The organism is [Clostridium] colinum (genome assembly GCF_940677205.1).
GTDB lineage: Bacteria > Bacillota > Clostridia > Lachnospirales > CAG-274 > Tyzzerella > Tyzzerella colina.
The window spans coordinates 12921-28384 of record NZ_OW712331.1 but is presented as its reverse complement, the minus strand read 5'-3'; the positions used below and the strand labels follow the sequence as shown (position 1 = coordinate 28384).

Below are 15464 nucleotides of genomic sequence, written 5' to 3'. Positions count from 1 at the left end.
CCCCTTGCACGAGAAAAACTCGCTTTTTTTCATCCAGTACCTCAAAAAAATAATATTGTTATTTTTTTAAAAGGTTGTAGACAAAGTCTACAACCTTTTATTTTCATTAATTCATATATCTATTTATATCTTCAAAATCTATACTAGGGTGCATAGCTATATTAATAGCATTTGCTATTATTTTTGATAATCTCTCTATAACAGCATCTACTTCTTTTGGTGTAACAAATAAATTTCCTGTATAAGGATTTAAAATATTATTAATAAGATTATATTTTTCTTCTTTATCTAAATCTTTAATCATTTGATAAAACTCTTTTCCACCTTTTACCTCATTTACTAAGCTATCTATCATTAAATCTATTGTGTCATTAACTAAAGTCCCCGCATCTACAACTGTAGGCACACCAATAGCTATTACTGGTACTCCTAAAGTTTCTTTATTTAATACCTTTCTTTTATTACCCATTCCACCACCTGGAGCTATTCCTGTGTCAGACATTTGTATAGTAGCATTTATTCTAGATGTTTTTCTTGTAGCTAAAGCATCTATTGCTATTACTATATCTGGCTTTAGCCTATCAACCACCCCTTTTACAATTTCTGCCGTTTCTATACCAGTTATACCCATAACACCTGGAGATATAGCACTAACGGGTCTTACACCTTCATCTATTTGTTTTGGTAATGTATCTTTTATATGTCTTGTTACTAATATTTTTGATATAACTTTAGGGCCTAATGCATCTGGTGTTACATTCCAATTGCCAAGCCCTACTATTAATATAGTAGAATTTTGTTTTAAATCACATAATTTTATAAGATTTTTACTAAAAATATCTGTTATTTTTTCGTGCATTAGTGGGTCATTTTCTTTCATTGACTCACTTTCTATTGTTACATAATTTCCTATTGGTTTTCCCATAGTTTGTTGGCCTTTTTCGTTTTTTATTTTTACCCACGATACCTCTATATCTTCTACATCATCTACATATAAATCTACACCTTCTATATTAGTATCTTCAGTTTCTTTTGTTATCATTTCTGTAACTTCTATTGCCAAATCTGTTCTTATAGAATAATTGTTCATAAAAATTCTCCTTTATATAAAGTTTTACACAAAAAAGTTGATAACTTGTTAATAACTTATTGTTTTTAACATATTTTATCAACATTTCAACTATATGTTGTGTTTATATATTTATTTTTAACTAAATAATTGTTGATAACTTTTAAATTATTTAATTTTTTCTCAAGCTATAACTATATATTTTGTAAAAAAAAATTTATTATACATATTGACTTATTTTTAATTTTATTTTACAATTATAAGGTGTTTAATTCCGACAATAATAAGTCGTATCTAGCTTATTATTGTGGTCCGTCCGACAATATTTTACCCTCTAATATTATATTGTTAAATGATAAATTTTTATAAATCTAGGAGGAATTTTAAAATGGCAAATATTAAATCTGCTAAAAAACGTATTTTAGTTACAGCTAAAAAAACAATGAGAAATAAAATGATTAAGTCTAGCGTTAAAACTGCTATTAAAAAAGTTTTAACTGCTAGTAATAAAGAAGAAGCTACAGTAGCTCTTGTTAACGCTACTAAAGCTATTGATAAAGCTTGCTCTAAAGGTATTTATCATAAAAATACTGCTTCTAGAAAAAAATCTAGACTTGCTAAATTTGTTAATAAAATGGCTTAATTTAAGCTTAAAAAATACCGTAGATATTTTATCTACGGTATTTTTTATTTAAATTTATAAATAATTTTATAAATATAGTCTTTTATAATAAAAAGTATATACTTTATAAAATTTATACTTTTTATTAATTTATAGATATAAACCAAGTATTTTCATATTCTTTGTTAGGCTCTAAACATAAAAGGTTGTCCTGTTTTTCTATATCCTCTATTATACCCGCTCTAGATGATAAAGATGTCCAAGGCTCTATACATACAAAGTTTACTTCTGTTTTAGGTGTATGCCATATACCTAAATATGCCATATCTTCATACTTTAAATAAATACTCTTATTGTCTTTATCCGACTTTAACGTAACACCTTTTGACATATTTTCAAATATTAAAGCATCATTATCAAAAATATTATGCTTAAGGTTTAAAATTTTATCATCTTTTAATATAAAAGGTTCTTTATGAGTTATAAGCCCTTTTTCATTAACTCTTATGTTATTTATTTTACAAGCATCATCAAATATTAAATAATAATCTTCAAAATTTAGTTTTTCATCTAAAGGTACAATAAACCCTGGATGCCCACCTAGTCCAAAATACATTGTTTTATTATCTTTATTTACTACTTTTGATGTAATAAAAATAGTATTTTCTTTAAGCTCATAAGTAATAAAATATTCAAAAATAAACGGATAATTTTTTAAAGTATCTTCATTAGATGTCATTTTAAAAACTATTTTATTTTCGTCTATTTTATCTACCTGAAATTCTATATGTCTAGCTAACCCGTGGCTACCCATTTCATATATTTTATCTCTATAAATATATTTTCCATCTTGCATTTTACCTACATAAGGAAATATATTAGTGGCTTTATTTTTCCAAAATTTTTCATTACCTTGCCAAAGATATTCTATATTATTTTTTTTGATAGACTGTAATTCTGCTCCAAGTGTGCTTATTTCTACATTTAAAAAATTATTTTTTATATTATAATTCATATTATCACCTATTATAATATTTGAAGACCCACTCTTTCTGCCTCTTCTAGCATACTATGTGGCCATAAAGATGATTGAACTTCACCTATATGAGCTTTTCTTAAAAAGAACATACATATTCTAGATTGACCTATACCACCACCTATTGTATATGGTAACTCTTTGTCTAATATAGCTTTTTGGAAAGGCATATCTTTACGGTCGTTACAGTTTGATATTTCTAATTGTTTTAATAAAGCATCTTCATCTACTCTTATACCCATAGATGAAAGCTCTAAAGCCATATCTAAAACTGGATAATAAACAAGTATATCACCATTTAAGCTCCAATCATCATAGTCTGGTGCTCTACCGTCGTGTTTTTCCCCATTAGATAATGCTCCACCTATTTGCATAAGAAAAACTGCACCTTTTTCTTTACAAATAAGATATTCTCTTTCTTTTGGTGTTTTATCTGGATACATATCTAAAAGCTCTTGAGATGTAATAAAAAATATTTCTTTAGGTAAAATTTCTTCTATGTAATCATACTGTATAGCCATATATTTTTCTGTATTTTTTAAGGCTTTATATATAGATTTTACAGTAGCTTTTAATGTATCAACTGTTCTTTCTTCTTTATCTATAATTTTTTCCCAATCCCATTGGTCTACGTATATAGAATGTGTATTGTCTGTATCTTCATCACGTCTAATAGCATTCATATCTGTATATAAGCCTTCGCCTTTAGAAAAACCATATTTTTTAAGTGCATATCTTTTCCATTTTGCAAGAGAATGTACTATTTCTGCTTCTTCATCGTTATGTTCTTTTATTCCAAAAGAAACTGGTCTTTCAAATCCGTTAAGATTATCGTTAAGTCCTGATTCTGGTTTTACAAATAATGGTGCCGTAACACGTAATAAATTTAAATTTTTTGATAAGGAATTTTGAAAAAAGTCCTTTACTGTTTTTATTCCTATTTGTGTATCATAAAGATTTAAAACCGATTTATAATTCTCTGGTACTAATTTTTGCATATATAAACCTCCATTATTTAATTAGTATATTTATAATACATTAAAAATTGATTATTTACAAGCCCTTTGTTTTATTTAAAATAATATTAATACTAACATATTAAATATATTTACTATAAATTATGTTACTTATGGTATGGTTCGTTTTTTAATATCCTCTCTGCTCTATAAATTTGTTCTAATAAAATAACACGCATAAGCTGATGAGGAAAAGTCATTTTAGAAAAACTAAGTTTAAAATTTGCTCTATCTACTACATTTTTATGTAAACCTAAAGACCCTCCTATAACAAAACATATATGGCTTATACCTTTATTTTTATTATTTTGCATAAAATTAGCTAAAGATACACTATCCATTTCTTTTCCATCTATACATAAAGCTACTACAAATTCATCTTTTATATTTTTTAATATCTTTTCACCTTCTTTAAGTTTTATATTTTCTTCATCTGCAACACTTAAATTTTCTGGTGCTTTTTCATCTGGCAACTCTATTATATTAAGCTTTATATATTTAGATAATCTTTTACTATATTCATCTATTGCCATTGTAAAATATTTTTCTTTAATCTTACCTACACATATTATAGAAATTTTCATATACTCTCCTTTAAAATTTTTAATAGTTATACAAAAAGGCCTCTATAAATATAGAAACCTTACTCTTTAATTGTTATTACTTCTGTTATACCATAGGGCTTTGCTACAAACAAATTAACATCTTTTTCTGCTTGTATACCAAATTCTTCTAAAATATTTGAAACTGTTAAATATGCTAAATCTGGTGTATTATTATCTTGGCTAATATGACCTAAAAATACATTTTTTAATTTATTATTCATCACACAAGATAATAATTTACCGCAAGTTTCATTTGATATATGTCCATATTTACCTAATATACGTTCTTTTATATTATAAGGATAACTACCCATTTTTAACATATTTACATCGTGGTTACTTTCTAAAACAAGTGCAGAAGAATGTCTTATATTTTCTATTATATCTCTTGTTATATGCCCCATATCTGTTGCTACACATATTTTTATACCATTATATAAAACACTATAACAAACTGGCTCTTTTGCATCATGTGGAACACCAAAAGGTTTTATAAATATATCATTTAGCCATATTCCTTCGTCTTTATAAACTAACCTTTTATTATTTTGTGATATTTTGCCTATCTTTTGTGGCATATTATTCCAAGTACCTTCTGTTGCATATACTGGTAAATTATATTTTCTTGACACAACTCCAATTCCATCTATATGGTCAGAATGTTCGTGCGTTACAAATATAGCATCTATATCATCTAAAGATACATTTATATCTTTTAATGCATTTTCTATCTTAATAGCACTAAGACCTGCATCTATTAATATTTTAGTATCTTTTGTACCGATATATATACTATTTCCTTTACTACCACTAGCTAGTGTTGTAAAATCTATCATAATTAATCTATTATCCTTTTTATATCTGCACCTAAGGCTCTTAGTTTATATTCTACTTTTTCATAGCCTCTATCGATATATTTTGTATTTGATATAACTATTTCTCCTTTAGACCTAAGACCTGCTAAAATCATAGCAGCACCTGCTCTTAAATCTGTTGCTTTAACTTGTCCACCTTCAAAATAGTCTATACCATTTATAGTAGCAATTCTTCCATCTAAAGATATATTAGCTCCTAATTTTTTAAGCTCTTCTACATATTGAAACCTATTTTCCCAAACATTTTCTGTAAGAGTGCTTGTCCCTTTTGCAACTGCTAAAAGAGTTGTCATCTGAGGTTGTAAATCTGTTGGAAAGCCAGGATATACCATTGTTTTAACATTTGTAGCATTAAGGTTACCATCAGATTTTACTCTAATATAGTCATCTCCCTCTTCTATTTCACAACCCATTTCTAAAAGCTTTGCAACTAAAGAATCCATATGCTTTGGTATAATGTTTCTAACACAAACATCTCCTCCAGATATAGCCGATGCTATCATATATGTACCTGCTTCTATTTGATCTGGTATTATAGTATATTCTCCTCCGTGTAGCTTTTCTACACCTGTTATTCTAATAACATCAGTACCTGCTCCTGTAACTTTTGCCCCAAGCATATTTAAAAAGTTTGCTGTATCTACTACGTGTGGCTCTTTAGCCGCATTTTCTATAACAGTAACACCCTTTGCTAAAACTGCTGCAAGCATAATATTTATTGTAGCACCAACACTAACCATATCTAAATATACAGTTGCTCCTTTAAGGTTTGTACCATCTAGTTTTACTATATTATTTTCTACTACAACATCTATGCCAAGTGCTTTAAACCCTCTTATATGTTGGTCTATCGGTCTTGAACCAAAGTTGCACCCACCAGGCAAAGCAACCTCTACTTTTTTAAACCTACCAATTAAAGCTCCCATTAAATAATAAGATGCTCTTATTTTTGTTACATCATCATTTACTGCTATTGAGCTTTTTATATTAGTAGAATCTATTTTTAATGTATTTTCATTTATTAAATCACATTTTATACCCAAACCTTCTAAGGTTGTTATAAAACTTGTAACATCTTCTATACAAGGGAGATTTTCTATAATAGAAACACCTTCTGCTATTATAGCAGCTGGTATTATAGCAACAACGGCATTTTTAGCCCCGCTTATAAAGACATCTCCAGATAATCTATTTTTACCCGTAACAACAAGTTTTTCCATTATTTTTCCTTACACCTCACAATTAAATAAAAACATTATTTTATTATAACATTTTTATTTAAAATATGAAAGTATTTTTTATTATTTATTACAATTTTTTAACCTAAAGATTAATAAATAAGGTTATAGATAAAATCTACAACCTTTTACAAAAAATAATAATATCATCACGATAAATTATTGTATAAATAAAGTAAAATTTTTCATATAAATTAATAAATTTTAGTTTGCTTCAGTTTTAAATAAATAATATAAATTAAAATTTTTTAATATTTATATTTAAAACTTGTTTTATTAATCTTCTTGTTTTGTTTTTGCTATTACTATTTCTCTAACACATACATCTTGTGGCATATAATAAGCAAATTTCACACACTCTACTATTTTAGTTGTATCAAGTCCATTTTCGATTGTTTTTTTCCATTCATTATAATCTTTTTTAATATCTTCATCTGTTGTATGACTTAAAAGAGGCGTTTCTACCACTCCTGGTGATACAACTATTATTCTAACATTTTTATTAGCTACTTCTTTTCTCATACTTTCTGTTATAGCGTGTACTGCAAATTTTGTACCGCAATATACAGAGTGATTATCAAAAGTTTTTCTACCAGCAATAGAGCTAATATTAATTATTGTACCTTTATTTTCTTTTATCATATTATTTAAAACTACATTTGTACTTGTTAAAATTCCTTTAATATTTGTGTCTATCATATTAGACCATTCTTCATAATCTTGTAAATGTGGTTTACCTAAAAGCATTATTCCCGCACAATTTATTAAAAGGTCTGTTTTTCCATATTTTTCTTCCGCTTCTAATATAGCCTTTTCAACTTCTTCTTTGTTTGCTACATCTACACTTTTGCATATACAATTTTCTAAATTTAATTCTTCCATTAATTTTTTTTCTTCTAGCTAACAATAAAACTGGGTGTCCTTCTTTGGAAAATGCTATAGCTAGTTCTCTTCCTATCCCCGAGCTAGCACCTGTTATTACAACTAATTTTTTCATAGTTAACTCTCCTTATATAAATTACTTTATTATATTATAATAATATGTTAAAATATAATAAACAAGTAGGCACATTATTTTCATATAGTGTAGTTTAGGTAACTAATGGAGTTTTTATGGAAAAGATAAAAGTAGTTTGCGAAATTGAAGTAACGTTAAAAATGATTGGTGGTAAATATAAACCTCTAATACTTTATTATTTAATAGAAAATAAAACTAAACGTTTTAATGAAATATTATCTTTTTTAAATAGTGTTTCACAAAAAACTTTAACAAATCAATTAAGAGAATTAGAAACAGATGGACTTATTAACAGAAAAATATATCCTCAAGTTCCACCCAAAGTAGAATATTCTATAACAGAAAAAGGTAAAACTCTTCTTCCTATATTAGACCTTATGTGTGAATGGAGTGAAAAAAATATTGATAATAGGTTTGAAATAATAAATCCACAATGTAATAGCCAAGGATAAATTTTATATCCTTGGCTATTACATAATATATATTTTATTAAAAATAATTCTTTATTATAGTGCCTTATTAATACAAATTAAAAAAATTTTAAAAATATATATGTTTACAGTATTATAGGTATTTTTCACAAAATAAAAAACAAGTATATTTAATAAGTTAATTAATTTTAATAAAAAAATATGTTATTTTACACCGTTATCTTTTTAAACTTATTTTATTATTTGTTGTTAATCAACCATCAAGAAAGATGATATTTTCTTTAATAGTACTACGATCTAAATCCTCTAAATTTATAATTTTTATTATAATATAAATCTTTACAAATTTTTTGTTGTTTTTCCATTTGAAATTTTTGGTATTGCTTTATTAATATCATATTACTTTCATATAATTTTTCATATATTTCATCATCTGAATGTTTGGTTAAGTTTACACTAATTAAATCTGAATTTAAGTGTTTATTTTCATAAAAATCTTCAGTATCTTTTATTAAACCTTTGCTTATGCAATAATCAAATAATTCAGTACCTGGATAAGGTGTTACCGGTCTTATAGTTCTCAATTGTGCATGATCATCATATTTTAATAAAAATTCAACAGCATCATCTATAGCACTTAAAGGCTCATCTATATTTCCATAAATTAAATTAAGACCTGGACTTATACCAACTTTTAAAGTGTTTTCTACACCTCTAATTATAATATCTCTTGTTAACCCTTTATGCATAACTTTTAATGTATTGTTATCTAGAGATTCTATACCATAATTTATAAATACACAACCTGCTTCTTTCATTTTTTCTAGTACATTTATATCTGCATAATTTAATCTACCATTACAATCCCATTTTACACCTAATTTTGCATCTATAAAGGCTTCACAAAGTTCTATAGTTCTTTCTTTAGAGCTCATAAGTAATTCATCTGAAAAAGCAATATATCTAATATTATATTTATCTCTTAAAAATTCTATTTCTTTAATGATACTTTGTGCTGATCTAGGTCTAAACCCTTTATCCATTCTAAAGCAAAAATTACATGCAAATGTACATCCTCTTCCAGATAATACTGGCATACATCTTTCATTAGATTCTATATTTGGCATTCTCAACATTGAGTAATAATTTATATCAAAAAGTTCATATGCTGGCCAATCAATATCATCTATATTTTCAATAAGCTTTCTAGGGTTTGTTCTAATATAATTATTATTTTTATCAAAATATGCTATTCCATCTACATCTAATAAATTTTTCTTACCAGAAAAAGCCTCTAAAACTTCAACATATGTTATCTCACCTTCTCCAATACCAACTAAATCTGCCTTTGTCTTTTCTAAAAAATATTTAGGATCTGCTGCTGGTCCATGGCCTCCTATAATATATTTTAAATTTTTCCTATTCTTAGATTTGTTTATAGCATTAGAAAGACTTAATAATTTTCTATATTGATAATAGCCCCCTATTACACTTATATGAACAACATCAAAATAATTTTTATCTAAAAATTCTGTTAAATGACTATCTGGCCAGTGAAATATATCTTGTTGATATATCTCTACAGTATGTCCTGCATTCATAGCTGCTTTAGCTAAATATGCAAGCCCTTGTGGAAACTACGTCGTATAAGACTCATTATCGTAAGCAATCATTAAAATCTTCATATGTTTATTTCCTCTCAAAAAATATAAAATAAATCTATTTTTCTAAAATTAAATTTACATTTTTTCTGGAGCATTTATACCTAAAAGATAAAGTCCATTTTGTATAATAATTTTTGTTGCATAAACTACGGCAAGTCTAGCATTTTTAAGATTTGTTTCACTATTTTTTATATTATTTTCATCATAAAATTTATTAAAGGCTTGACAGATATTTACTAAATGTCTTGTAATAATAAATGGTTCATATTTTAAAGAAGCATCTATTATTTTATCTGGATATTGGCTTAAAAGTTTTATAAGCTCAAAAGAATATTCATCTGATATTAAGCTAAAGTCTATATTATTTAATATATTTTTATCAAATTTTTCTTTTTCTAATATACTGCAAGCTCTAGCATGAGTATATTGTACATAAGGTCCTGTTTCTCCTTGAAAATTTAACATTCTCTCAAGGTCAAAAACAACATTTTTAACACGTGAATTAAATAAATCGTTAAATATAACTGCTCCTATACCTACATTTTTTGCTATTTCTTCTTTATTTTCAAGGTTAGGATTTTTTTCTTCTATAATGTTTTTTGTTTTTTCTATTGCTTGGTTTAAAATATCTTCCATCAAAACAACGTGGCCTTTTCTTGTAGATAATTTACCATCATTTAAGCTAACTAACCCAAAAGGTATATGCACTAAATCTTCTGCCCAATCATAGCCCATAAGCTCTATTACTTTAAACCATTGTGCAAAGTGTAAATTTTGGTCTAATGCAGTAATATATAAACATTTTTCAAAATTATATTCTTTTTTTCTATAAAAAGCTGCAGCTATATCTCTTGTAGGATATAAAGTACCACCATCACTTCTTAATATTAAACAAGGTGGCATATTGTATTGTTCCAAATCTACAATTTTAGCTCCTTCGCTTTCTACTAAAATATCTTTTTCAAAAAGTTCGTCTACAACAGCTTGCATTTTATCATTATAAAAACTTTCACCTTTATAAGAATCAAAAGAAATATTTAGCATTTTATAAACTCTTTCAAATTCTTTCATACTAATATCACAAAACCATTTCCAAAGCTCTAAGGCTTCTTTATCGCCTTCTTGCATTTTTACAAGCCAAAGCCTTGCCTCATCTTCTAAAGCAGGATTTTTTTCGCTTTCCTCGTGAAACTTTACATATATTTTACTAAGCTCTTTAATATCATCTTTTTCTACAAGCTCTTTATTACCCCATTTTTTATATGCAACTATTAATTTACCAAATTGTGTTCCCCAGTCACCTAAATGATTTATACCAACTACATTATAGCCTAACTTTTTATATATTTTATAAAGTGAGTTACCTATAACTGTAGAACGTAAATGCCCTATATGAAAAGGTTTAGCTATGTTAGGTGAAGAATAGTCTATAACTATTGTTTTGTCTTTTCCTATATTACTATCCCCAAAACTTTCTTTATTATCTAAAATATTTGTTAATATTTTTTCTACATATACTGTTTTATTAACATAAAAATTTATATAAGCATTAACTACTTGTATATCTGATATAAAATCTTTTTTTTCTATTTTTTCTGCAATTTCATTAGCTATAATATTAGGTACTTTTTTCATAGTTCTTGCAAGTTTAAAACAAGGAAAAGCAAAATCTCCCATATCTGAATTTGGTATTTCTATTAAATCTAATATTTCTTCTTTATTTAAGTCTATAACACTATTTAACAATAGTGCAATTTGTTCTTTAAAATCCATTTTTTCCTCCTATTATCCAACAAATACTTTTATAGCATTTGGTATATTTTTTATCTTTATTGGTAGTTTAGGTCCTTTTTCCCCATCTAAGTCTGAATATATTTCTTCAGTGCTTTCTATAGTTATTTCATTATCTTGAAAAAATACAATTTTATCGTGTTCTAAATATTCACCTTTTAAAAACTTTATAGCCAATTTAGGTAAATTAGCTATTTCAACATTTCTAAAACCAACAAAGTCAAAAACTCCATCACTTATAGAGGCCATAGGTGATAATTTTTTTATACTCCCTGTACCTGATGTGTTTAATACTAAAAATAAATCAAATTTATCTTCTATTGTTTCTTTAGAATTAGTTATTTTTAAATTTATAGGCTTAGAACAATGCATATCTTGTAAAGCACTTATATAGTATGCAAATTTACCTAAAGCTTCTTTTAAATTTTTATCTATCTTTTCACTAACATTTGCAAATAATCCTCCAGCACAAACGTTTATAAAATATTTATCATTACAAATCCCAACATCAACTGCTGCTATTTTGTTATTACCTATTATTTTACAAGCATCTTCTGGCTCTTTAGGTAACTTTAAAAAAGATGCAAAATCATTAGCAGTACCAGATGGTATAATAGCAATAGGTATATGATTTAGTTTATATTTCATAAGACAATTAACAACTATATTTATAGTACCATCACCACCAGACACTATAAACGCATCATAAAAATCTTTTGGTATATCTTTTAGGTGGTTTTCTATATCTCCTTGTTCTATACTACTAAACATATGAACTTCATATCCTATTTGTTGAAGATTTGTAACATATATATCTAAATCAAATTTAAAGGTTTTATCTCCAGAATATGGATTGTATATTAATTTTATTTTTTTCATAAAAAATTCCTTTCATTTAATATAGATTAACAAACTTTTACTACTATTATAATAACATATATACCTTTTAATTTCAAATATATAATAATTAATATAAGACTTTTTTTTATTATTTACGTTTATATTTATAAGTAAATAATAAAAGGAGTGTATTTTAATGACAAATGAACCAGATTATAAAATTTGTAATATGTGTAATAGTCTTGTTGAATCTAAAAATATTTTAAATATAAAAGATGAATAACTTTGCAAAACTTGTATTGAACAAAAACTTGAACAAAAACAAAATATTAGCCCTTTAGCTACTTTTATATGTAGTTTAATTCCTGGTTTTGGACATATATTTTTAGATAAAAAAGAAAAAGGACTATTTTTATTTGGTATTTTTAATTTAAGCATATTCATAACTTTTTTATTAGCTTTTTCTGGCATTTATGAAGCTCTTATTGCATTTGACTCTGCAATTTTATTACTATGTTGGTATGCTTCTATTTTCCTCTGTCCATGTTTAACTGTTATAACATATTTATATAGCATTTTTGATGCTAATATATCAATAAAATATATAGAAAATAATTCATACATAGAAGATTTTGTAGATGAATTAGCTCATCAAAATATTTCTAAGCTACGTAAAAAATATTTAGAAGATGAAATAATAGATAAGAGACTACAATAAAATACATCAAAATATGGAGGTATAATATGAATTGTAAATATCACAATAATATAAAAGCTACAAATACTTGTAGTATATGTGGTGAATGGTTGTGTGAAAATTGTGTTTTACATATTGATGGTAGGATATATTGTAAAGATTGTTTAAAAAATAAAGTAAAAAAAGAAGAAAACTTAAATAATATTACTTCTCATAAATATACCTATAATAAACCTAAAAGTAGCTTTTTAACATTTATGCTATCTATTTGTTTTCCTGGTTCTGCTCAAATGTATTTAGGGTATACAAAACGTGGTTTAATAATACTAGTTGTTTGGTTATTAGGATTTTATGTTACCACATTTTCCCCATTAATATTAATAACTTATATTTTTGCTTTATTTGATGCATTTAAATTAAAAAGTAATTTAGAAAATAATATATATGTTGAAGATAATGTATCCGATATAAAAAATTTCATATTAGAAAACAAATTTTTTATATTTATTTTAACTATAATTATTATAGTTCCTATTGCTTTTGATATTATTTTTGAACTTATAGATGAATTTTTTGATATGTCTGAAGATATACTTTATAATATACATCTTCACAGTTTAGATAAATTAATGTATCTTTCTTTTGGTATATTATTAGGTTTTTTATTAAATATAATAATAAATAAATTTAAAAATAAAAAAAATAATAATAATTAATATTTAATGCTAAGTTTTTATAAAGCTTAGCATTTTTTATAATTGTTCCACGTGAAACATTTGCGAAAAATGTTGTTTCACAAAAATTTTGTAATATTTTAGATATAAAATTTTTTATAAAATTGTTCCACGTGAAACATTTTTATGTTATAATTATTTATATTAATTTTTAGGTGGTGAAAAAATGAGCAAAATTATTGCTATTGCAAACCAAAAAGGTGGAGTTGGTAAAACAACTACATCTATCAATTTATCTGCCTGTTTGGCTCAACTAGGAAAAAAAGTTTTAATTATAGATTCTGACCCACAAGGCAATACATCTAGTGGACTTGGCATTGATAAAAATGACCTACAATATACTTTTTATGATTTATTGTTAGACAATGCCTCTTTTGAACAAGTAAAAATAGAATTAGATTTTTTTGAAAAATTACATATTTTACCTAGTAATATAGAATTATCTGGAGCTGAAATAGAGCTTGTAGGAAAAGATAATAGAGAATATCTTTTAAAAAATATATTAGATGAGGTTAGCGACCAATATGACTATATTTTAATAGATTGTCCCCCTTCTCTAAATATGCTTACAGTAAATGCTTTAACAGCTTCGGATACAATATTAGTACCTTTACAATGTGAATATTATGCTTTAGAAGGATTGTCTCAACTTTTATATACAATAAATTTAGTACAACAAAAATTAAACCCTTATTTAAAAATAGAAGGTGTTGTATTTACTATGTATGACGCTAGGACAAACCTTTCTTTACAAGTTGTAGAAGAGGTTAAACAACATCTTGGCAAAAATGTTTATAGAAGCATAATACCTCGAAACGTAAGACTAAGCGAAGCCCCTAGCCACGGCAAACCTATTAATCTATACGACCCAAAATCTAAAGGTGCTGAAGCATATATGCTTTTGGCAGAAGAAGTTATATATAATCAGGAGGGATAGTATGATAAAAAAAGGATTAGGTAAAGGTCTTGGAGCACTTATAAAAGATGAAAGCTTGCAATCTGTCAATAATATAGAAAATGTTATTGATAATGATAAAATTATAGAGATAGATATAAATAAAGTACAACCAGATAAATCTCAACCTAGAAAATACTTTAATGATGATACATTAGAAGAACTTGCATTATCTATCAAAAATGTGGGTATAATAAGCCCTATAATAGTAAAGAAAAAAGGTAATTTTTATGAAATAATAAGCGGAGAAAGACGTTTTAGAGCCGCAAAAAAATTAAAGCTTAAAAAAATTCCTATCATTATAAAAAATTATGATGATTTAGTATCTTTAGAAGTATCTTTAATAGAAAATATTCAAAGAGAAAATTTAAATCCTATAGAAGAAGCTTTAACATATAAAACTTTCCAAGAAAAATTTAATCTTAATCAAGAACAAATAGCAGAAAAAGTTGGAAAAAATAGAGCTACTGTTGCTAATGCTATAAGACTTTTAAAACTTGATAATCGTGTTCAAAATTTTGTTATAGAACTACGTCTATCTCAAGGGCATGCCAGAGCTTTGTTACCTATCGAAGATATGGATATACAATTTGAATTAGCTGAAAAAATTATAGAAGAGCAACTTAGTGTAAGACAAACAGAAGAGCTAGTAAAAAATTTATTAGAACAAACAAAAGAAAAACCACAAAAAGAAAAAAATGAAGATAACAATATTGAAGAACAAATTTTCTTTGATATATCTAAACAATTAAATGAAATTTTAGGTACAAAGGTTAATATAAAAAATAATAAAAATAAAGGTAAAATAGAAATAGAATATTATTCTCAAGAAGAACTGGATAGACTTTTTTGTCTATTTAAAAAACTATAAAA

The 15464-nt window shown here is 25.8% G+C and carries 18 protein-coding genes and 1 pseudogene; 5 read left to right on the top strand and 14 right to left on the bottom strand.

Translation table 11 applies throughout. The features are described 5' to 3' along the window. Window positions 1–106: 106 nt before the first annotated feature. Window positions 107–1090 carry a GPR endopeptidase gene (gene gpr, locus NBW53_RS00140; protein ID WP_250278121.1) on the bottom strand — a complete coding sequence of 328 codons (984 nt, stop codon included), beginning with the start codon at window positions 1088–1090 and terminating at the stop codon, window positions 107–109. 367 nt (window positions 1091–1457) lie between these two features. Here gpr and rpsT point away from each other — a divergent pair, with 367 nt between their 5' ends. Further along, a complete protein-coding gene (rpsT, locus tag NBW53_RS00135) occupies window positions 1458–1712 on the top strand; it encodes a 30S ribosomal protein S20 (protein WP_250278120.1) in 255 nt (84 codons plus the stop codon). A 124-nt stretch (window positions 1713–1836) separates the two neighbouring features. Here the strand turns inward: rpsT and NBW53_RS00130 are convergent, their stop codons facing one another. The 7 genes from NBW53_RS00130 to NBW53_RS10040 all read right to left on the bottom strand — a co-directional run bounded on the left by NBW53_RS00130 (window position 1837) and on the right by NBW53_RS10040 (window position 7458). Further along, window positions 1837–2706: an aldose 1-epimerase family protein gene (locus NBW53_RS00130; RefSeq protein ID WP_250278119.1), complete on the bottom strand. Its 870-nt coding sequence runs from the start codon at window positions 2704–2706 to the stop codon at window positions 1837–1839. Window positions 2707–2717: 11 nt separating this feature from the next. Next, window positions 2718–3725 carry an aspartate--ammonia ligase gene (asnA, locus tag NBW53_RS00125; protein WP_250278118.1) on the bottom strand — a complete coding sequence of 336 codons (1008 nt, stop codon included), beginning with the start codon at window positions 3723–3725 and terminating at the stop codon, window positions 2718–2720. Between the two features lie 125 nt (window positions 3726–3850). Next, window positions 3851–4327: a 23S rRNA (pseudouridine(1915)-N(3))-methyltransferase RlmH gene (rlmH, locus tag NBW53_RS00120; protein WP_250278117.1), complete on the bottom strand. Its 477-nt coding sequence runs from the start codon at window positions 4325–4327 to the stop codon at window positions 3851–3853. 59 nt (window positions 4328–4386) lie between these two features. Beyond that, entirely contained in the window at window positions 4387–5184 is a 798-nt protein-coding gene (locus NBW53_RS00115) for an MBL fold metallo-hydrolase (protein WP_250278116.1), read from the bottom strand. A 2-nt stretch (window positions 5185–5186) separates the two neighbouring features. Further along, window positions 5187–6443: a UDP-N-acetylglucosamine 1-carboxyvinyltransferase gene (locus tag NBW53_RS00110; protein WP_250278115.1), complete on the bottom strand. Its 1257-nt coding sequence runs from the start codon at window positions 6441–6443 to the stop codon at window positions 5187–5189. Between the two features lie 294 nt (window positions 6444–6737). Next, complete coding sequence (locus tag NBW53_RS00105) at window positions 6738–7343, bottom strand: SDR family oxidoreductase (RefSeq protein ID WP_284345818.1); 606 nt, start codon at window positions 7341–7343, stop codon at window positions 6738–6740. Beyond that, window positions 7276–7458, bottom strand: coding sequence for an SDR family NAD(P)-dependent oxidoreductase (locus tag NBW53_RS10040; protein ID WP_284345817.1), 183 nt, complete (start codon window positions 7456–7458; stop codon window positions 7276–7278). Before NBW53_RS10040 ends, NBW53_RS00105 begins: the two co-directional genes overlap by 68 nt. Window positions 7459–7574: 116 nt before the next feature. Between NBW53_RS10040 and NBW53_RS00100 the strand changes: the two genes are divergently transcribed. Beyond that, window positions 7575–7931 (top strand): winged helix-turn-helix transcriptional regulator, encoded by a 357-nt coding sequence (locus tag NBW53_RS00100; protein WP_250278114.1) that lies wholly within the window; start codon window positions 7575–7577, stop codon window positions 7929–7931. Window positions 7932–8200: 269 nt separating this feature from the next. Here NBW53_RS00100 and NBW53_RS10035 read toward each other — a convergent pair whose 3' ends face one another. The 6 genes and pseudogenes from NBW53_RS10035 to NBW53_RS00075 all read right to left on the bottom strand — a co-directional run bounded on the left by NBW53_RS10035 (window position 8201) and on the right by NBW53_RS00075 (window position 12829). Further along, a complete protein-coding gene (locus NBW53_RS10035; protein WP_408647062.1) occupies window positions 8201–9226 on the bottom strand; it encodes a B12-binding domain-containing radical SAM protein in 1026 nt (341 codons plus the stop codon). Then, a pseudogene (locus NBW53_RS10030) lies at window positions 9221–9532 on the bottom strand (cobalamin-dependent protein); the annotation flags it as partial. The gene NBW53_RS10035 and the pseudogene NBW53_RS10030, both read right to left, overlap by 6 nt. Before the next feature lie 117 nt (window positions 9533–9649). Beyond that, a complete protein-coding gene (gene argS, locus NBW53_RS00090; RefSeq protein WP_250278112.1) occupies window positions 9650–11347 on the bottom strand; it encodes an arginine--tRNA ligase in 1698 nt (565 codons plus the stop codon). Between the two features lie 12 nt (window positions 11348–11359). Next, on the bottom strand, window positions 11360–12244 hold the full coding sequence (locus tag NBW53_RS00085) for a diacylglycerol/lipid kinase family protein (RefSeq protein WP_250278111.1): 885 nt from the start codon (window positions 12242–12244) through the stop codon (window positions 11360–11362). 174 nt (window positions 12245–12418) lie between these two features. Beyond that, window positions 12419–12676, bottom strand: a complete 258-nt coding sequence (locus NBW53_RS00080) for a hypothetical protein (RefSeq protein WP_250278110.1) — start codon at window positions 12674–12676, stop codon at window positions 12419–12421. Then, window positions 12677–12829, bottom strand: coding sequence for a hypothetical protein (locus NBW53_RS00075; protein ID WP_250278109.1), 153 nt, complete (start codon window positions 12827–12829; stop codon window positions 12677–12679). 120 nt (window positions 12830–12949) lie between these two features. Here NBW53_RS00075 and NBW53_RS00070 point away from each other — a divergent pair, with 120 nt between their 5' ends. From NBW53_RS00070 to NBW53_RS00060, 3 genes are all read left to right on the top strand, one after another. Continuing rightward, window positions 12950–13618 (top strand): hypothetical protein, encoded by a 669-nt coding sequence (locus NBW53_RS00070; protein ID WP_250278108.1) that lies wholly within the window; start codon window positions 12950–12952, stop codon window positions 13616–13618. A 184-nt stretch (window positions 13619–13802) separates the two neighbouring features. Further along, the gene (locus NBW53_RS00065) at window positions 13803–14573 is read left to right on the top strand and encodes a ParA family protein (RefSeq protein ID WP_250278107.1); all 771 of its coding nucleotides are present in this window, start codon (window positions 13803–13805) and stop codon (window positions 14571–14573) included. Between the two features lies 1 nt (window position 14574). Then, on the top strand, window positions 14575–15462 hold the full coding sequence (locus NBW53_RS00060) for a ParB/RepB/Spo0J family partition protein (protein ID WP_250278106.1): 888 nt from the start codon (window positions 14575–14577) through the stop codon (window positions 15460–15462). The last annotated feature ends 2 nt before the right edge of the window (window positions 15463–15464 follow it).